The organism is Nonomuraea sp. NPDC050540 (assembly GCF_044457485.1).
Lineage (GTDB): Bacteria > Actinomycetota > Actinomycetes > Streptosporangiales > Streptosporangiaceae > Nonomuraea.
The window spans coordinates 93,581-110,467 of the sequence record NZ_JBITHA010000023.1 but is presented as its reverse complement, the minus strand read 5'-3'; the positions used below and the strand labels follow the sequence as shown (position 1 = coordinate 110,467).

The following is a 16,887-nucleotide window of genomic DNA, read 5'->3' as shown; positions in this document are numbered from 1 at the left end:
TCAGCTCTGTGAACCCGCTCACAGTGCCTCACCGCTCATCCGACGACAAGCACGGGACGGTTACGCCCCGGTCACCAGCCAGGCAGTGCCGGAGGCCCGCCGTACCAGCGTGATCAGTCGTGCAACCATCCATACCCCTAGCGCGCACCAAAGTGCAACAATGCCCCATCCGGCGGCGAACAGCGCGGCCGGAAGGTAGGCGAGCGTCGTCCACACCCCCGCCCACGCCAGGTACTTCTGGTCGCCCGCGCCGATGAGCACGCCGTCGAGGACGAACACGATCCCGCAGATCGGCTGGAAGAGCGCGACCGGCCACAACACGGCCAGCAACTCCGCGGTGACCTGCGGGTCGGCGGCGAACAGCCCCGGCACCCACGGCCTGGTCACCAGCACCAGCCCGCCCAGCACCACCCCCGACCACAGGCCCCAGCGCACCATCCGGGTGGTGGCAGCCCTGGCCGCGGCGACGTCCCCGGCGCCCAGCGCCCGTCCGGTGATCGCCTGCCCGGCGATGGCGATCGCGTCGAGGGCGAAGGCCAGCAGCGTCCAGACCTGGGTGGCGATGGCGTACGCGGCCAGTTCCGGCCGGCCCATGCGGGTGGCCACCACGGTCGCGACGACCAGCACCACGCGCAGGCAGACGGTCCGCACCAGGAGCGCGAACCCGGCCGTGCCCGCCTGCCCGATCCCCGCCCAGTCGGGGCGCAGCGAGACGCCGCGGGCCCGCGCGCCCCTGACCACGATCACGAGGTAGACGGCGGCGCCCGCCGTCTGGGCGGCGACCGTTCCCCAGGCCGAACCGGCGATGCCCCAGTGGAGCCCGAGGACGAACCAGGCGTTGAGCGCGGCGTTCAGCGCGAAGGAGCCGATCGCGACGACGAGCGGGGCGAGCGTGTTCTGCAGGCCACGCAGTACGCCGGTGCCGGCCAGTACCACGAGCATGCCCGGGGTGCCGAGCAGGCTGATGCGCAGATAGACGACGGCCTGCACGGCCTGGTCCGGGGCGGCGCCGAACAGGCCGACCACGGCGGGCGCGAGCGGCCAGCCGACGAGGATCACGGCGAGGCCGATGCCGATCGCCAGCCACAGGCCGTCCACGCCGCTGCGCATGGCGCGCGCGTGTTGTCCGGCCCCGGTGAGGCGGGCGACGGAGGCGGTGGTGGCGTAGGCGAGGAAGACGCAGAGGTTCACCACGGTCGCGAGGACGGTGCCCGCGACGCCCAGCGCGCCGACCGCGGTGGTGCCCAGACCGTGGCCGACGATGGCGTAGTCGGCGAGCAGGAAGAGCGGTTCGGCGACCAGCGCGCCGAAGGCGGGCACGGCTAGTCGGAGAATCTCCCGATCCTGGGAGGTAATGGGCATTTGTCTAGTATGAGCCTTACACGGCGTGTCGCGGCAACTTTCTTTCCTCCACAGTCGGTGGACATTGTTTCCCCAGGTCAAGATGCTGTTCGGGAGTGCTGTCCAGAGTTATCCCCAGGGCTGTCCACAGTGCTCCCACACCCTGAGGCGCGTCGTGCACAGCTTGACCACAGCCTTGTCCACAGGCCGCGTTGCCGTACCTCGCGGAACCCGCGAAACTGTCAGACCGGTCGGCTACAAGTGGGGGTGGTGCGACCGCCTGCTAGTTCGAGGGGGCGCGGTGAGCATGGACGACGAAGAGCCGGGCGGCGGTGGCGGCCCGAGTTTCGAACGTACCCCGCCCCACAACATCGAGGCGGAGCAGTCGGTCCTGGGCGGCATGCTGCTGTCCAAGGACGCCATCGCCGACGTCATCGAGATCCTGCGTTCCGACGACTTCTACCGGCCCGCCCACCAGATCATCCACGACGTCATCACCGACCTCTACGGCAGAGGCGAGCCCGCCGACGCCGTCACCGTCTTCGACGAACTGCAGAAGCGCGGCGAGATGGCCAGGGTCGGCGGCGCCGCCTACCTCCACACGCTGACCGCGGTCGTCCCGACGGCCGCCAACGCGGGCTACTACGCGAAGATCGTCCGCGAACAGGCCATCCTGCGCCGCCTCATCGAGGCCGGCACCCGCATCGTCTCCTACGGCTACGGCGGCCAGAACGAAGAGGTCGACGACCTGGTCGACCGTGCCCAGGCCGAGATCTACAAGGTCACCGAGCGCCGCACCTCCGAGGACTACCGCCCCCTGTCGGAGATCATGCCCGGCGCCCTCGACGAACTGGAGGCCATCGGCAGCCGCGGCGGCCACATGGTCGGCGTACCCACCGGCTTCCAGGACCTCGACCAGCTCACCAACGGCCTGCACCCGGGCCAGATGATCGTCGTGGCCGCCCGCCCCGCCATGGGCAAGGCCCTCGCGCTCGACACCCCGCTGCCCACGCCCACGGGCTGGACGACGATGGGGGAGGTCGCCGTCGGTGACGCTCTGATCGGAGCGGACGGCAAGCCCACCCGTGTCGTGGCGGCCACCGAGGTCATGCACGGCAGGCCCTGCTACGAGGTGGAGTTCAGCGACGGAACGGTGATCGTCGCCGACGCGCAGCATCAGTGGCGGACCACGACCCGTGCCGCCCGCCGCCAGGCGTCCGAGGCCAAGAGGTCCATGCGCTGGTCCGCCGGTTCCGTCCGCCGGGTCCGGGAGGCGCACGCCGCGTACGCGGGTGATGTCGTGAGCCTCCTCAGCCACCGCGAGGCCGTCGCGACAGTGGGCGAGGAGTTCCGCCATGTCCTGTCGTCGGTGCAGCAGGAGATCGACTCCAGCGACAAGAGGCCTGTCCTGGTGGGCGGGCCCGCCAGGTCCTACGAGTGGCGTTCGCCCGTGTACCCGGCGGCCAGGCCACTCGCGGCCCTGCTGGACAGGGTGACCAGTCCGATCAACTCCGCCACCACCGCGCGACACGAGCCCATTGTGACCACCGAGGAAATTGCCGCGACGCTGCGCTGCGGGTCGGCGGATCGGCGTCCGAACCATGCGGTCGCGGTGGCCGGCGCCTTCGAACTCCCCGAACAGGATCTGCCGTTGCCCCCCTACGCGCTCGGCCTCTGGCTCGGCGACGGGCATAGCGCGAGTGCGCGGATCACCACGATGGACGCCGAGGTCGTGGCCAACCTCCGAAGCGAGGGCCTGAGGGTCACTTCCGTCGCCAACTCGATGTCCTATGGCCTGGCGCTAGCGGTGCCTTCGGCTGTGCCCGCCCGGGAGTGTGCCGTTTGTGGCACGGAGTTCGTGCCAAAGACGGCGCAGGTTCGCACCTGTGGGCGGAGTTGTGGTGGCCGCGCGAGGTTCGTCTCCCCCCCGGAGCCTGCTGCCACCTGCCCTGACTGTGGGGGGCCTTCGAGTGGTCCGCGTCAGTGCCAGGCATGCCGTAACGATCATGGCACGATCACCGGCATCCTCCGCAAGCTCGCCCTGCTGGGCGACAAGCACATCCCTCTCGCCTACCTGCGAGGCTCGGAGCGGCAGCGCCGCGACTTGCTGGCCGGCCTTCTCGACTCCGACGGCTACGTGAGCCCCAGCGGGCAGATCCAGTTCGCGGTGACCAATCGGCGGCTCGCCGAGGACACCCTGGAGCTGGTCCTGAGTCTCGGTCATCGCGCGACCATGCGGACGAAGCCGGTACGAGGCAGGACCGAGGAGTCCTCGACCTGCTACATGATCGATTTCACGACTGCGGAAAGGGTCTTCCGGCTGTCCCGCAAGGCTGATCGGCAGGTAGAGACAGAACACGCCACCACACGTGTCCGCTACATCGTCGACGTGCGCCCGATCGCCTCGCGCCCGGTCCGATGTGTCGAGGTCGACAATGCCGACCACATGTACCTCGCCGGCAGAGCCTGTATCCCCACGCACAACAGCACGCTCGGGCTGGACTTCGCGCGCTCGGCGGCGATCAGGAACGGGATGACCACGGTCATCTTCTCGCTGGAAATGTCGCGCAACGAGATCACCATGCGCCTGCTCTCCGCCGAGGCCCGGGTCGCGCTGCACGCGATGCGCTCCGGCATGATGAGCGACGACGACTGGACCCGGCTGGCCCGGCGGATGAGCGAGGTGGCCGAGGCGCCGCTGTTCATCGACGACTCGCCCAACATGTCCATGATGGAGATCCGGGCCAAGTGCCGGCGCCTCAAACAGCGCCACGACCTGCGCTTCGTCATCATCGACTACCTCCAGCTGATGAGCTCGCCGAAGAAGACGGAAAGCCGCCAGAACGAGGTCTCGGAGATCTCGCGAGGCATCAAGCTGCTGGCGAAGGAGCTTGAGGTCCCGGTCATCGCGATGTCCCAGCTCAACCGCGGCCCCGAGCAACGCACCGACAAACGCCCCCAGGTCAGCGACCTACGTGAGTCCGGATCCATCGAGCAGGATGCGGACATGGTGATCCTCTTGCATCGTGAGGACGCCTACGAGAAGGAGTCGCCGCGTGCCGGCGAAGCCGACCTGATCGTGGGCAAGCATCGTAACGGTCCCACCGCCACGGTCACCGTGGCCTTCCAGGGCCACTACAGCCGCTTCGTCGACATGGCCCAGCACTGACGCGAAAAACCGGATGACGCGCCTGCCGACGCGGAGTTAGCCTGCCTGGCGACCCCAGGAGGTGCCCATGCAGGACAAGGACGTCATCCGGCCCCAGCGTCCCTTCTCCAGCCGAGGAGTCTCCTTTTGTATGTCCTGCCTGCCGAGCTCAGGCATGCCCTGACCGAAGAGCTCGAGTCCCACCGTGAGCACGACCTGGCCGCTTCGGCCGCCGAGCTCACCGCGCGTTACCACCGTCCGATCGACCGGCCCGCGCTGCGGTCGGCGACCGACGTGGCCGCCTACGCGGCGGTCCGCATGCCGGCCACCTTCGCCGCCGTCCGATCCGCCCTGGCCCAGGCGGCGGCCGTGGCGCCGGGTTTCGGCCCGCGTACCCATCTGGATGTCGGGGGTGGCACCGGCGCGGCGGTCTGGGCGGCCGCCGACTGCTGGCCCTACCTGCGCGAGGTGACCGTCCTTGAGCGCGACCGCGCGGCCGCCGGCCTCGGCCGCGCGCTGGCCGCCCGTTCCGCCCATCCCGCGGTACGGCAGGCCACCTGGCGCCAGGCCGACCTGGTGAAAGACGTCACCACGGAGCCGGCCGACCTGGTCACCGTGTCGTACGTGCTGGGGGAGTTGCCGGAGGCGGCCCGGCTGCCGCTGATCAGGCGGCTGGCAGGGCGGGCCGGGATGCTGGCCGTGGTCGAGCCGGGTTCGCCGGACGGGTTCGCGCGGGTGCTGGCCGTCCGTGATCTCCTGGTCGAGCTGGGCATGAACATCGCGGCTCCCTGCCCCCATGAGGGGGCGTGCCCGCTCGCTTCCGGCGACTGGTGTCATTTCGCCGCCCGGTTGCCGCGCGAGAGCCTGCACCGGCGGCTCAAGGCGGGCTCGCTGGGCTTCGAGGACGAGAAGTTCTCCTATGTCGTGGCGACGTCGGCGCCGGTCACGCCGCCGGGAGCGCGGGTGCTGCGCCACCCGCGTACCCGCAAGGGGCTGGTGACGCTGACGTTGTGCGGCGACGGCGTCTCCGACCAGAACGTCTCCAAGCGCGACGGCGAGCTCTACCGCGCGGCCCGCGACACCGCGTGGGGCGAGGCGTGGCCGCCGGTGTGACTCAGTAGACACGCGGCGGCGGAATCGGGCTGATCTTCGCGGTGCTTTAGCAGATGACTACAGCGAAGGGAAGAAGCCATGACCATCTTGATCGCCTATGACGGTTCCGCCGACGCGAAGGCGGCCATCGAGTTCGCGGGCGAGCACCTCGCCCGGGAGTCGACTGTCGTGATCACGGTGTGGGAGCCGCTGCTCGTCCAGCTGAAGCGGCACCCGATCGCCGGTCCCGCGCTGATTTCCGACCAGGGCGAGGAGTGGAAGGAACTGGCCGAGCAGCAGGCCAAGGAGGGCGCGGAGCTGGCCGTGAAGGCCGGTCTGAACGACGTGACGGCGCGCGCGGTGGCCGACCGCGAGTCGATCTGGAAGACCATCGTGGACGTGGCCGACGAGATCGACGCCTCGCTCATCGTGACCGGTTCGCGGGGTCTGGCCGGGGTGCGCTCGGTGTTGCTGGGCAGCGTGTCCAACCACGTGCTGCACCACGCGCACCGCCCGACGCTGATCGTGCCTCCGGCGAAGAGCTAGCAGGCCGCGCAGTTGGAGGCCGGGGAGAGCCGGGTGTCGATGCGCCTGGCTCCCGGCCCTTCGTCGCCCAGGCGGTCGAAGGGGTTGGCCAGGACGCACCGGTCGAGCGACAGGCACCCGCAGCCGATGCAGTCGGTCAGGTCGTCGCGCAGCCGCTGGAGCTGCTCGATGCGGTCGTCGAGCTCGGTGCGCCACGCGGCGGAGAGCTTGGCCCAGTCCTCGCGGTTGGGCGTGCGCTCCTCGGGGAGTTGGGCGAGGGCGTCCTTGATGGTCTTGAGCGGGATGCCGATGCGCTGGGCCAGCCGGATGAAGGCGACCCTGCGCAGAGTGTCGCGCGAGTAGCGGCGCTGGTTGCCGGTGGTGCGGCGGCTGTCGATCAGGCCCTTGGCCTCGTAGAAGTGCAGCGCGGAAACGGCGACCCCGCTGCGCTCGGACAGCTGGCCGACGGTGAGCTCCTTGGAATTCCACGGCGCCTTGCTCATCTGCGCAGCCTATGTCACCTGTGTCGGGCGATCGAAGAGGGTCTCCAGCACGACGATGGTCTGGGTGCCGGTGACGCCGTCGATGTCGAAGATCTCGCGGAGCACCTCCTGGAGTTGCTCGGTGCCGGCCGTACGGACCTTGACCAGGACGGAGGCGGGGCCGGCGATGATGTGGGCCTCCTCGACGCCGTCGATGGCCTTGAGCGGCTCGGTCGTGCCGCCCATCCACACGCTGCCGTCGACCAGGACGTAGGCGAGTACGCCCCGTCCGGTGGCGACCGGGTCCACGTCGACGGTGGTGCGCCGGATGACGCCGCGTTCGCGGAGTTTGCGGACCCGCTCGTGGGCGGCGCCGCTGGACAGCCCCACCGCCTTGCCGAGCGCGGCGTACGAACGCGTGGCGTCCTCTTGGAGCTGACCGATCAGCATCCTGTCAATGTTGTCCACAACAGGATGGTAGTCGGCCGTAGCCTTCCATTGCCGGATGAGGTTTGCTTCTGCTATGACGACCGTGATTCCCACCGAGTTCGAGCCGTTCGACCCGCGCGCCGCCGAGATCCGCGGGGACCTGTGGACGGAGGTGTTGCACACCGGCACCCGCTGGGCCGAGGGCCCGGTCTACTTCCCGGCCGGACGCTTCCTGGTCTGGAGCGACATCCCCAACGACCGCCTGCTGCGCTGGGACGAGATGACCGGCCACGTCGGCCCCTTCCGCCAGCCGGCCGACTACGTCAACGGCAACACCCTCGACCGGGTCGGGCGGCTGATCTCCTGCGAGCAGGGCACCCGCCGGGTCACCCGCACCGAGGCCGACGGGCGCGTCACCGTGATCGCCGACCGGTGGAAGGGCAAGCGCCTCAACAGCCCCAACGACGTGGTCGTGCGCTCCGACGGCTCCATCTGGTTCACCGACCCGCCGTACGGCATCATCAGCGACTACGAGGGGCACCGGGCCGAGCAGGAGATCGACGGCTGCCACGTCTACCGCGTCGACCCGGGCACCGCCGAGGTGAGCGTCGTGGCCGGCGACTTCGAACGCCCCAACGGCCTCGCGTTCTCCACCGACGAGAAGCAGCTGTACGTCGCAGACACGCAGGCCAACCACATCCGCCTGTTCGACGTGCACGAGGACGGCCGGCTGTCCGGAGGGAAGGTCTTCGCCGACACCGAGCACGGCAGCTTCGACGGCCTGCGCCTGGACGACACCGGCCGGGTCTGGGCGGCCTGCGGCAAGGCGGTCAACTGCTACGACCCCGACGGCACCCTGCTGGGCCGCCTGAAGTTCCCCGAGCAGGTGGCGAACCTGGTCTTCGGCGGCCCCAAGCGCAACCGCCTGTTCGTCACCGCCACCTCGTCGCTGTACTCGATCCTGTCCGGGGTACGCGGCGCCCGCCCGGTCTGGGGCTGAGTCACTCCCACCGGAACAGCCGTACGGCCAGCCCGCCGAACACCAGCAGCCCACCGGCCATGACGGCCAGGTGCGGCAGCTGGGGCGCATTGCCCGCCCAGGTGTCGCGCAGGGCCTGGGCGAACGGCCCGGCCACGGAGAAGTCGCCGATCGTGCGCAGGACCGGGGACATGAGCTCGCGCGGGATCCACATGCCCGCGACGAACATCAGCGGAAACATGATCACCGATCCGACCGGCGCCGCCACCTTGCTGTTCTTCAGCATCGCCGCGACCACCAGGCCCATGGCCAGGAGCGCGGCCGTACCGAGGAGATAGACGAGGGCGAAGGCGACGGGGGCGCGCGGCGGCACGGTGCCGAGCACGAGACGGGCGCAGACGATGAGCGTCAACGTCGACAGGGCGGCGATCGAGAGGTTGATGACGAGCTGGGCGGCCAGGACGCGCGCCGGATGCACGGGCGTGGTCGACATCCTGCGCAGCACGCCGCGCTCGCGGTAGGCGGTCAGGGTCGAGGGCAGGACGGTGAACGCCAGCGTGAGCAGCGCGAGCATGGTCATCATGGCCGGCATCTGGGTGTCGTTGAGCGACTGGCCGCTCAGCTCGGGCTTGCGCTCGGAGAAGCCCGGCATGCTGCCCAGGACGAGCAGCAACGCCAGCGGCAGCGCGACGGTGAACGCGATGCCCGGCCATTCGCGCAGCTGGAGCTTGGTCTCGACGGCGAGGATCTTCATCATGGGATGAGCTTCTTTCCGGTGATGGCGAGGAAGGCGTCGTCCAGGCTGGCCTGCTCGATGCGCAGGTCGGTCGGGACGATCTGGTGCTGTGCCAGCGCGAGCGTGACGGCGGGCGCGAGGTTGCCGGAGCCGCTGACGACGAGCCGGGCGCCGCTGCGCTCGACCGACCGCACCTCGGGCAGGGCGAGCAGGACCGCCTCGTCCACGGGGGAGGAGGGCCGGAAGCTGACCTCCTGGTCACCGTCCACGGACGCCACCAGCCCGGCGGGGGTGTCGATCGCGGCCACCTTGCCCCCGTCGATGAGGGCCACGCGGTCGCAGAGCCGTTCGGCCTCCTCCATGAAGTGGGTGACCAGCAGGACCGTCACGCCGTCGGCGCGGATCCGCTCCACGAGCTCCCACACGTCGCGCCGCGCCTGCGGGTCGAGTCCGGTGGTCAGCTCGTCCAGGACGGCCACGCGCGGCCGCCCCACCAGCGCCAGCGCCACCGACAGCCGTTGCCGTTGGCCGCCGGAGAGCTTGGCGAACGTGGCGTTCCGCTTGGCGGTCAGGCCGACCAGGTCGAGCAGCTCCGGCCAGTCGGCGGGGTCGGGGTAGAAGGAGGCGTACAGGTCCATGGCCTCCCACACCTTGATGCGCTCGGGCAGCTGGGAGCTCTGCAACTGGGCGCCGAGGATGCGGCGCAGCCGGTCGCGGTCGCGGCCGGGGTCGATGCCAGCCACGCTGATCTGGCCGCCGTCGCGGCGGCGCAGGCCGGAGACGCACTCGACGGTGGTGGTCTTGCCGGCCCCGTTGGGCCCGAGGATGCCGAAGATCTCGCCTTCCTCGACGGAGAACGAGACGTCCTCGACGGCCACATGGTCTTTGTAGCTCTTGCGGAGGTTGGTGACTTCGATCAGGTCCATGCCTCAGACGCTAGAAACACCCGGTCCACGGCGGAATCGCGCTAGCTGCCAGGCAAGGGTGTACTTAGATGCAGTGTCTGATTCGCCGGGTTCCTGCACACTGAGGGCATGAGATTCGGTCGCGCCATGCTCCTGCTCGCGATGGCGTTCGTCGAGGTCGGCATGGTGCTGGTCGCGTTGCCGATGCTCACGCTGGCCTTCGCGTTCGGCATGGTGTTCCTCTATCCGCCGCAGGTCATGATGGTCCGGTGGGCGGCCGAGCTGACCCGGCGCTGGGCTCGGGAGTGGGCCGGGGTCGAGATCGCCTCGCCGTACCTGCCGAAGCCGCCGCCGGCGCAACCCCAGCCGGACGGCTGGTACCGGCACGACCGTACGCTCTACAAGACTCCGCGGATTCCCGACTGGAGCAACCGCTGGAAGTGGCTGATCAGCGACGCGGCCTCCTGGCGGGACTCGCTGTGGCTGCTGTGGGACCCGATCGTCAAGATCACGCTCGCGCCGCTGCTCATCTTCCTGCCGCGCGTGGGCGTCCGGCTGTACGCCCTGTGGGCGCGCGCCCTGCTGGCGCCCACCGCGGCGAGCCTGCTGGCGGGGCGGGTACGCCACCTGGACAGGGTGCGCAATCTGGCCAACGACACGCAGGCCGCCGAGATGCGCAGGATCGAGCGGGACCTGCACGACGGCACCCAAGCCAGGCTGGTGGCGCTCGGCATGACGCTCGGCGCCGTCGAGGAACTCGTCGAGAATGACCCGGCGGCCGCCAAGGCCCTGCTGGCCAAGGCCCGCGACGCCTCGGCCGACACGCTGACCGAGCTGCGCCGCGTGGTGCGCGGCATCCATCCGCCCGTGCTGGCCGAGCGGGGCATCGGCGACGCCGTACGGGCGATGGCGATGGACAGCCCGCTGCGTGTCGAGGTGGACGTGGACCTGCCGCACCGCCCCGAGGCGCCCGTGGAGGCGGCCGCGTACTTCGCCGTCAGCGAGCTGCTGTCGAACGCCGCCCGCCACGGTCAGGCGGAGCGCGCCCACGTCGACATCAGCCAGCACGACGGCGACCTGCGCATCACCGTCGAGGACGACGGCCTGGGCGGCGCCGACCCCGCCAAGGGCAGCGGACTGGCCGGGATCGAACGCAGGCTGGCCGCCTTCGACGGCGTCCTGGCCCTGCACAGCCCGCCCGGCGGCCCCACCACGGTCACGATGGAGCTGCCGCGCTCCCTGCCGGAGAAGTGGTCGTCCGGCGCCCTGCCCAAGATGCCGCTGTGGAAGACATGCGTGGTCGTCTTCCTGTGGCTGACCGCCTGGTGCCCGTTCTTCCCGCAGGGCCTGGTGGCCGCGATCTTCAAGATCTTCTCCATAGACGAGAAGGCGTGGTTCCTCGCCCTCTACCTGCCGGAGCCGTGGCAGTGGCCGGTCATCGCCCTGATGATGCTGGTCGGCGGCAGCATGTACGTGGCGGCCGTCCTGATCCCCGCGACCCATTCCCACAAGGGCCAGTGGGCTCCTCCCCGCCTATCATTCAACCGATGCTGAACCGCGTTCTCATAGCAGAAGACCTGTACCTGCTCCGCGACGGACTCGTCCGCCTTCTCCAGGCGCACGGCTTCACGGTCGTGGGCGCGGTGGAGACCGGTCCCGAACTGCTGAAGGCCCTGATCGAGCTGCGCCCCGACGTCTCCGTCGTGGACGTACGGCTGCCGCCCACCCTCACCGACGAGGGCATCAAGGCCTCCCTGGAGGCGCGCAGGAAGATCCCCGGCCTGCCGGTCCTGGTGCTGTCCCAGCACGTCGAGCAGCTCTACGCCCGCGAGCTCCTGGCCGACGGCTCCGGCGGCATCGGCTACCTGCTGAAGGACCGCGTCTTCAACGCCGACCAGTTCGTCGACGCGGTACGCCGCGTGGCGGCCGGCGGCACCGCCATGGACCCCGAGGTCATCTCCAAGCTGCTGGCCAGCAACGCCCGCAACGAACCCTTGACCGCCCTCACCCCGCGCGAACGCGAGGTCCTGGAGGTCATGGCCGAGGGGCGTTCCAACGCGGCGATCGCGCAGCGCCTGTACCTGAGCGAGAGCGCGGTGGCCAAGCACACGGCCAACATCTTCGCCAAGCTCGACCTGGCGCCGTCGGACGACGACAACCGCCGTGTCCTGGCCGTTCTCACCTACCTCAACAGCCGGTGACGGGCCGCTTTGTCGGTGGCACCGGATACCTTCATAGGAGGCAGGTGACACGAAAGGGTAGATCAGGTGAAATTCCGGGTTAGCCGTGATGTGCTGGCAGACGCGGTGGCATGGGCGGCCAGGGTGTTGCCCAGCCGGCCTGTCGTCCCCGTGCTGTCCGGGCTGCTGATCGAGGCGAGCGACGAGCTGAGCCTGGCGGCGTTCGACTACGACGTCTCCGCCCAGGCCAGGGTCGAGGCCGACGTGGCCGAGCCCGGCAAGGTGCTCATCCCCGGCCGCCTGCTGGCCGAGATCAGCCGCAGCCTGCCCGCCGAGGACGTCCAGATCGTGACGGAGGGCGCCGAAGCCATCCTGACCTGCGGCAGCGCCGAGTTCGGCCTGATCACGATGCCCGTCGACGACTTCCCGACCCTGCCCACCATGCCGCCGGGCATCGGCGCCATCGGCGGAGGCGTGTTCGCCAGTGCGGTGACGCAGGTGGCGCCCGCCTCCAGCCGCGACGACACGCTGCCCATGCTGACCGGCATCCGCGTCGACATCGAGGGCGAGAACGTCGCGATGGCGGCCACCGACCGCTACCGCATCGCCGCCCGCGACTTCACCTGGCGCCCGGCCCGGCCCGACGTGGCGGTCTCCGCGATGGTGCCCGCGCGGGTGCTGGTCGAGGTGGCCAAGTCGTTGCGCGGCGGTGAGGTGCTGATCGCGATGGGCGACGGCGTGGCCGGCTTCGAGAGCGTGGGCAGGAGCACGACCGTACGCCTGCTCGACGAGCAGTTCATCGACTACCGCACCCGCCTGACCGCCGACTGGTCCATCCGCGCCGACGTCCGCGTGACGCCGTTCGTGGAGGCGATCAAGCGCGTGGCGCTGGTGGCGGAGCGCAACACGGCGATCAGGCTGACGTTCAGCAAGAGCCAGGTGCTGATCCAGGCGGGCGGCGGCGACATCGGCCGCGGCACCGAGGTCGTCGAATGTGAACTGCGCGGCGGCGACGACATCCAGATGGCCTTCCAGTCCCACTTCCTGCTCGACGGCCTGACCGGCGTGGAGACGGAGCTGGCCCGCATCAACATGGAATCCTCCACCCGCCCCGCCCTCATCCAGGACGTCCCCGGCGACGCCGAGCCCGAGTTCCGCTATCTCGTGATGTCCCTCCGCCAGGGATAAACCCTCACCATCCGTTACGGCGAAGCCACCCCCACGCCACCCGCCGCCGTGCGCGGGCGCCGATCGGGGGATCGCTTCTCACGTCGGACGGATGCCCCACCGCAACGGTCCTCCGACAACCACGATCCCGAGCCCCCGATCCCCGAGCACCCGCAAGGCAGCCCCAGCGCCGCTCAAGTCGGCGGTGCCGTCTTGCGGGTGTGACAGAGAAGTGCCGAGGCGGCGCCGCCCCGGCTCAACGGGCGGCGAGCGGTCCTGGGTGGGATGGAGGGTCAGGCGGTGATTTCGCGGAACACGCGTTTGAAGGCCGCCCACTCCGCGTCCCCCACCTTGGCCGCGTGGCGGTGTTCGATCTGTTTCACCAGTGCGTCCGCCTTGGCCATCTGGTCCAGTCCCAGCTCCGTGGGCACGATCAGCTTGGCCCGCCGGTCCTTCGGATCTGGCCGCCGTTCCACGTACCCCAGCTCCACCAGCTCATCCACCAGCGTCCCGATGACCTGCTTGTGCTGCCCCGACTGGGCGGAAAGGTCGGTGGCGCGGCTGCCTTCGGGATCCAGGTAGGCGAGGACGGCGCCGTGCCGGGGCCTGATGCGGCTGTGTCCCTGCTTGGCGATGGTGGAGAACAGCTCCCGCTGGAAGGCGAACAACGTCCGGCCGGCGAGAATCCCCAGGTCGGGGTCGATCTTCTTGTGCTCGCTGCGCCGCACGGCAACCTCCATATAGTCACTAATATTGACTATCATCAATCCTTACTATACCTTAGCCGCATGACGACAACTGTGGAACTCACCCGTTTCAAGGCGGCCAGAGGCGACGAGCTTCTGGCCGCGCGCTCCGCCATGCTGGCCGACTTCGAGAAGGACCGTGCCGGGTTCCTGAACGCCCGCCTGGTGCGCCTGCCCGGCGACGAATGGCTGGACGTCGTCGAATGGCGATCGCCCGCGGACTTCGCCGCCTCGCGGGAGAAGGGCGCCAACCTGCCCGGGATCGCGGCCTTCTTCGCCGCGATCGACGCCCTTGTGGTGGCCGAGGAGGGTACCCGTGAGGACTGAGGAGGGTCAGCTCTCGTCGGTGAGGGCGATGAGAATGTGCTCCATGCACGCGTGCCCGGCCCGCTCCGCCGCGGCGGCGTCGCCGGCGGCGATGGCGCGGGCGATCGCGTCGTGCGGGATGTAGCTCTTGTTGAGCGAGGTGCCCGCGGCGGTGATGCTGGCCCGCAGCGCGGCCGAGAAGTCCTCGTACAGGTCGATGAGCACCAGGTTGTGCGTGGCATGCGCGACGGCCATGTGGAAGGCCAGGTCGGCCTCCACGAACGCGTCGGGGTCGTCGGCCTCCCAGGCGCGGTCGCGCTCGGCCAGACGGCTCTCGATGTTGAGGATGTCGGTGTCGGTGCGGCGGGTGGCGGCCAGGCGCGCCGACTCGACCTCCAGCGCGCGGCGTACCTCGAGGATCTCCAGCTGTTCCGCCTGCCGCAGCCGGCGCAGCATGGCCCCGGACAGCTCGCTGGTGGCCCGTACGTAGGTGCCGTCGCCCTGGCGGCAGTCGAGCAGGCCGGCGTGAGTGAGCGCGCGTACGGCTTCCCTGACGGTGTTGCGACCGACCCCGAGCTGCTCGGCCAGAACGGTCTCTGTCGGGATCTTGCCGTTCAACGGCCACGACCCTGACGTGATCTGCTCCTTGAGCTGATCGATCACCTGGTCCACGAGCGATGCCCGCTGTGCCGTACGCAGACTCACAGTCTGCCTCCTCCGGGGAAACCAATCATCCTATGAGTCAATGACTGGTAGACCCTAATTATTCCTGCCTGAGAGGCGCAAGTCTAAGCCTGCCGGGCAGGTACCATCACCAGGGCCTCCACCGAAAGGCCCTGGTCAGCGGAGTCGGCTAACTGCTGCCGTGCGTGATCTGGGCGTCGGCTGTAACCCCCGCCATGAACGAGCGTACGCCTGCCGCTTCGAGCGCCCTGCGGTAGGCCGCCGTCTGCTGGCCGGGCGCGTTCGCCTCGCCGTAGAGGTCACCGAGCTCACGCCAGGAACGCGCGGCCTGCCGGTCGGAGCCGTACATCGGACGGCCGAGCCCGGCGAGCACGTCGCGGGCGGCGTCCAGGTGTACGAAGGCGTCGCCGCCCAGCCCCATCGAGACCTTGGCGATCACCAGGTGCGCCTCGGCCTTGATCGGAGAGCTCGCGAGCAGGTCGATCGCGGCTCCGGCCAGCTCGCCCGCCTTGGCGGGCTCGCCGGCGCGCAGGCGTACCTGGGCGTGGGCGACCAGGCTCTCGCCGTGCTCGGCCGTCGTGCCGGGCAGCCCGGCGAAGACGGTCGTCGCGGCGGCGGCGAGTACCTCGGCCTCGTCGACCGAAGAGGTCTCCAGCTTCGCCCACCGCATGGCGGTGACGGCGAGCTGGCGCCCGATCCGGCCGGCGCGACCGGCCATGATGGCATCGTCGGCCAGGCGGACCGCCAGAGCGGAGTCCTCGCCCGCGGCCGCGGCGATGCTCGCCTGCCACAGTGCGTGGATCTCTCCGGAACGGTCCACAACAAGCGATACGCCACTCACGTCCAGCACTTGCTTGACGAAGGTGATCGCCGCCGAGTCGCCCTCCCCCTGCGTCTCGATCAGCGCCGCGGCGAGGTCCACCGCGAGCTCACCCTGCATGATCGCCAGCCTGGACGCCTGCGCGAGCGCGTTCGCGGCCAGGTCGCGTGCTCTCAGCCGGTCGCCGGCCCGCTGGTAGCAGCGGCTCAGCGCGACGGTCAGCGGCAGGTCGGCCAGGCGCTCGGGATGAGCGGCGGCCTCGCGGCGCAGCCGTTCGAACGCCTCGACGGCCTGCCCGAGGCGGCCCTGTGCTTCGAGTGCGCGCGCACGGCCGAAGCGGGCCTGCGCGGTGAGCATCGCGTTTTCCTCGTCCGCGGCCTTCACGATCTCGGTGAAGCGCTCGGCTGCCGTGGCCGCGTCGCCGTGCTGCAGCTCAAGCTCGGCGTGTCTCAGCCCGAGCTCGGTGTCGATGCGCTGCCTTGGCTCGATGCCGTGCAGAAGGAATTCGGTGGTGCAGCCCAGCCGTTCGGCGAGAAGGCGGGCCACGACAGGAGTCGGCGTACGCTTGCCTGACTCGATGAGTGAGACGTAACTGTCTGACAGGTCGGGCCCGGCCAGCTGGGCCTGGGACATCCGCCTGTTCAGCCGCAGTCCTCGGACGCGGTCACCGATGGTTCCCTGACTCGGCATCTCATCTCTCAAGGCGGGGAAGGGTCAACAACACGCAAATGATTGCATGAAGTAGCCGAATCGGGTATCCCCGCCTGAAGAATTCCCTACGTGGAGATTAATCGTCCCCCTCGTCCTTGCCGGGGAAAAGCATCTGGCAGACCTCCAGATACAGGGTCTCGGGGTAGGGAATGTACTCCACGTTGGACAGGGCCTGGTCCTGGCCCGCCGACTCGAGGATGAACTCCCCGTAACCGAGCATGCGCCCCAGCAGGGACCGCTGGAAGCTCATGTCCGTGACCTTCTGCAGCGGCATCATCGCGACCTTACGGGTGATCAAACCCGTGGTCAGCAGCATCCGCTTCGAAGTAACCACAAAGTAGTCAACCGACCACTCCGCGACTTTCCATACAAAACGGATCAAGAGCAGCAACCAGAGCCACCAGACGACAACGAGGGCCGTGCCGCCCCCCTTGTCGCCGAAGAACTTGCTCAGCAGCCCGGCGATGATCAGGCCGCCGAAGACCTCGGCGACCGGACGGAGCAGCACGGCTGGGTGACGCCGCACCATGATGACCTGGTGTTCGTGGGGGAGTAGGTAGCGGTTGACCGACGACGGAGCAGAGTCCCCGTGGGTCACAAGTCTCATGCGAGGCTGTTCACAAATTGAGCCAGCGA

17 protein-coding genes are annotated in these 16,887 nt (G+C 69.5%); 8 read left to right on the top strand and 9 right to left on the bottom strand.

Annotation, left to right across the window (positions count from 1 at the left end):
- Nucleotides 1–60 precede the first annotated feature (60 nt).
- Nucleotides 61–1,362: an MATE family efflux transporter gene (locus tag ACIBI5_RS47875; RefSeq protein WP_397257498.1), complete on the bottom strand. Its 1,302-nt coding sequence runs from the start codon at nt 1,360–1,362 to the stop codon at nt 61–63.
- A 286-nt stretch (nt 1,363–1,648) separates the two neighbouring features.
- Between ACIBI5_RS47875 and dnaB the strand changes: the two genes are divergently transcribed.
- The 3 genes from dnaB to ACIBI5_RS47860 all read left to right on the top strand — a co-directional run bounded on the left by dnaB (nt 1,649) and on the right by ACIBI5_RS47860 (nt 6,127).
- Nucleotides 1,649–4,510 (top strand): replicative DNA helicase, encoded by a 2,862-nt coding sequence (gene dnaB, locus ACIBI5_RS47870; RefSeq protein WP_397257567.1) that lies wholly within the window; start codon nt 1,649–1,651, stop codon nt 4,508–4,510.
- Nucleotides 4,511–4,636: 126 nt separating this feature from the next.
- A complete protein-coding gene (locus ACIBI5_RS47865) occupies nt 4,637–5,602 on the top strand; it encodes a small ribosomal subunit Rsm22 family protein (protein WP_397257496.1) in 966 nt (321 codons plus the stop codon).
- Nucleotides 5,603–5,680: 78 nt separating this feature from the next.
- The gene (locus tag ACIBI5_RS47860; RefSeq protein WP_397257495.1) at nt 5,681–6,127 is read left to right on the top strand and encodes a universal stress protein; all 447 of its coding nucleotides are present in this window, start codon (nt 5,681–5,683) and stop codon (nt 6,125–6,127) included.
- Here the strand turns inward: ACIBI5_RS47860 and soxR are convergent.
- Both soxR and ACIBI5_RS47850 read right to left on the bottom strand, forming a co-directional pair.
- Nucleotides 6,124–6,609: a redox-sensitive transcriptional activator SoxR gene (gene soxR, locus ACIBI5_RS47855; RefSeq protein ID WP_379613089.1), complete on the bottom strand. Its 486-nt coding sequence runs from the start codon at nt 6,607–6,609 to the stop codon at nt 6,124–6,126. The two genes, ACIBI5_RS47860 and soxR, sit on opposite strands and share 4 nt — an antisense overlap.
- Nucleotides 6,610–6,618: 9 nt before the next feature.
- Entirely contained in the window at nt 6,619–7,056 is a 438-nt protein-coding gene (locus tag ACIBI5_RS47850) for an Lrp/AsnC family transcriptional regulator (protein WP_397257477.1), read from the bottom strand.
- A gap of 55 nt (nt 7,057–7,111) precedes the next feature.
- Here ACIBI5_RS47850 and ACIBI5_RS47845 point away from each other — a divergent pair, with 55 nt between their 5' ends.
- A complete protein-coding gene (locus ACIBI5_RS47845; RefSeq protein ID WP_397257493.1) occupies nt 7,112–8,017 on the top strand; it encodes an SMP-30/gluconolactonase/LRE family protein in 906 nt (301 codons plus the stop codon).
- A gap of 1 nt (nt 8,018) precedes the next feature.
- Here the strand turns inward: ACIBI5_RS47845 and ACIBI5_RS47840 are convergent, their stop codons facing one another.
- Together ACIBI5_RS47840 and ACIBI5_RS47835 are read right to left on the bottom strand one after the other, a co-directional pair.
- Nucleotides 8,019–8,753 (bottom strand): ABC transporter permease, encoded by a 735-nt coding sequence (locus ACIBI5_RS47840; protein ID WP_397257492.1) that lies wholly within the window; start codon nt 8,751–8,753, stop codon nt 8,019–8,021.
- Nucleotides 8,750–9,658 carry an ABC transporter ATP-binding protein gene (locus ACIBI5_RS47835; protein WP_397257490.1) on the bottom strand — a complete coding sequence of 303 codons (909 nt, stop codon included), beginning with the start codon at nt 9,656–9,658 and terminating at the stop codon, nt 8,750–8,752. The genes ACIBI5_RS47840 and ACIBI5_RS47835 overlap by 4 nt, the downstream gene beginning before the upstream one ends.
- 108 nt (nt 9,659–9,766) lie before the next feature.
- Here ACIBI5_RS47835 and ACIBI5_RS47830 point away from each other — a divergent pair, with 108 nt between their 5' ends.
- From ACIBI5_RS47830 to dnaN, 3 genes are all read left to right on the top strand, one after another.
- A complete protein-coding gene (locus ACIBI5_RS47830; protein WP_397257488.1) occupies nt 9,767–11,191 on the top strand; it encodes a sensor histidine kinase in 1,425 nt (474 codons plus the stop codon).
- Nucleotides 11,185–11,838, top strand: a complete 654-nt coding sequence (locus ACIBI5_RS47825) for a LuxR C-terminal-related transcriptional regulator (protein WP_397257486.1) — start codon at nt 11,185–11,187, stop codon at nt 11,836–11,838. The genes ACIBI5_RS47830 and ACIBI5_RS47825 overlap by 7 nt, the downstream gene beginning before the upstream one ends.
- Nucleotides 11,839–11,904: 66 nt before the next feature.
- Nucleotides 11,905–13,005, top strand: coding sequence for a DNA polymerase III subunit beta (gene dnaN, locus ACIBI5_RS47820; RefSeq protein WP_397257484.1), 1,101 nt, complete (start codon nt 11,905–11,907; stop codon nt 13,003–13,005).
- A 272-nt stretch (nt 13,006–13,277) separates the two neighbouring features.
- Here the strand turns inward: dnaN and ACIBI5_RS47815 are convergent, their stop codons facing one another.
- The gene (locus ACIBI5_RS47815) at nt 13,278–13,712 is read right to left on the bottom strand and encodes a MarR family winged helix-turn-helix transcriptional regulator (protein ID WP_397257482.1); all 435 of its coding nucleotides are present in this window, start codon (nt 13,710–13,712) and stop codon (nt 13,278–13,280) included.
- Nucleotides 13,713–13,772: 60 nt separating this feature from the next.
- Here ACIBI5_RS47815 and ACIBI5_RS47810 point away from each other — a divergent pair, with 60 nt between their 5' ends.
- Nucleotides 13,773–14,057, top strand: coding sequence for a hypothetical protein (locus ACIBI5_RS47810; protein ID WP_397257480.1), 285 nt, complete (start codon nt 13,773–13,775; stop codon nt 14,055–14,057).
- 6 nt (nt 14,058–14,063) lie between these two features.
- Here the strand turns inward: ACIBI5_RS47810 and ACIBI5_RS47805 are convergent, their stop codons facing one another.
- The 3 genes from ACIBI5_RS47805 to ACIBI5_RS47795 all read right to left on the bottom strand — a co-directional run bounded on the left by ACIBI5_RS47805 (nt 14,064) and on the right by ACIBI5_RS47795 (nt 16,858).
- On the bottom strand, nt 14,064–14,741 hold the full coding sequence (locus ACIBI5_RS47805) for a FadR/GntR family transcriptional regulator (protein WP_379613099.1): 678 nt from the start codon (nt 14,739–14,741) through the stop codon (nt 14,064–14,066).
- Nucleotides 14,742–14,889: 148 nt separating this feature from the next.
- Nucleotides 14,890–16,230: a helix-turn-helix domain-containing protein gene (locus ACIBI5_RS47800; RefSeq protein ID WP_397257478.1), complete on the bottom strand. Its 1,341-nt coding sequence runs from the start codon at nt 16,228–16,230 to the stop codon at nt 14,890–14,892.
- Between the two features lie 97 nt (nt 16,231–16,327).
- Nucleotides 16,328–16,858 carry a PH domain-containing protein gene (locus tag ACIBI5_RS47795; RefSeq protein WP_397257476.1) on the bottom strand — a complete coding sequence of 177 codons (531 nt, stop codon included), beginning with the start codon at nt 16,856–16,858 and terminating at the stop codon, nt 16,328–16,330.
- Nucleotides 16,859–16,887 lie beyond the last annotated feature (29 nt).

Coding starts and splice junctions, on each gene's coding strand:
- ACIBI5_RS47875 (WP_397257498.1), bottom strand. CDS start 1,362: ATGCCCATTACCTCCCAGGATCGGGAGATTCTCCGACTAGCCGTGCCC.
- dnaB (WP_397257567.1), top strand. CDS start 1,649: ATGGACGACGAAGAGCCGGGCGGCGGTGGCGGCCCGAGTTTCGAACGT.
- ACIBI5_RS47860 (WP_397257495.1), top strand. CDS start 5,681: ATGACCATCTTGATCGCCTATGACGGTTCCGCCGACGCGAAGGCGGCC.
- soxR (WP_379613089.1), bottom strand. CDS start 6,609: ATGAGCAAGGCGCCGTGGAATTCCAAGGAGCTCACCGTCGGCCAGCTG.
- ACIBI5_RS47845 (WP_397257493.1), top strand. CDS start 7,112: ATGACGACCGTGATTCCCACCGAGTTCGAGCCGTTCGACCCGCGCGCC.
- ACIBI5_RS47840 (WP_397257492.1), bottom strand. CDS start 8,753: ATGATGAAGATCCTCGCCGTCGAGACCAAGCTCCAGCTGCGCGAATGG.
- ACIBI5_RS47835 (WP_397257490.1), bottom strand. CDS start 9,658: ATGGACCTGATCGAAGTCACCAACCTCCGCAAGAGCTACAAAGACCAT.
- ACIBI5_RS47830 (WP_397257488.1), top strand. CDS start 9,767: ATGAGATTCGGTCGCGCCATGCTCCTGCTCGCGATGGCGTTCGTCGAG.
- ACIBI5_RS47825 (WP_397257486.1), top strand. CDS start 11,185: ATGCTGAACCGCGTTCTCATAGCAGAAGACCTGTACCTGCTCCGCGAC.
- ACIBI5_RS47810 (WP_397257480.1), top strand. CDS start 13,773: ATGACGACAACTGTGGAACTCACCCGTTTCAAGGCGGCCAGAGGCGAC.
- ACIBI5_RS47800 (WP_397257478.1), bottom strand. CDS start 16,230: ATGCCGAGTCAGGGAACCATCGGTGACCGCGTCCGAGGACTGCGGCTG.
- ACIBI5_RS47795 (WP_397257476.1), bottom strand. CDS start 16,858: ATGAGACTTGTGACCCACGGGGACTCTGCTCCGTCGTCGGTCAACCGC.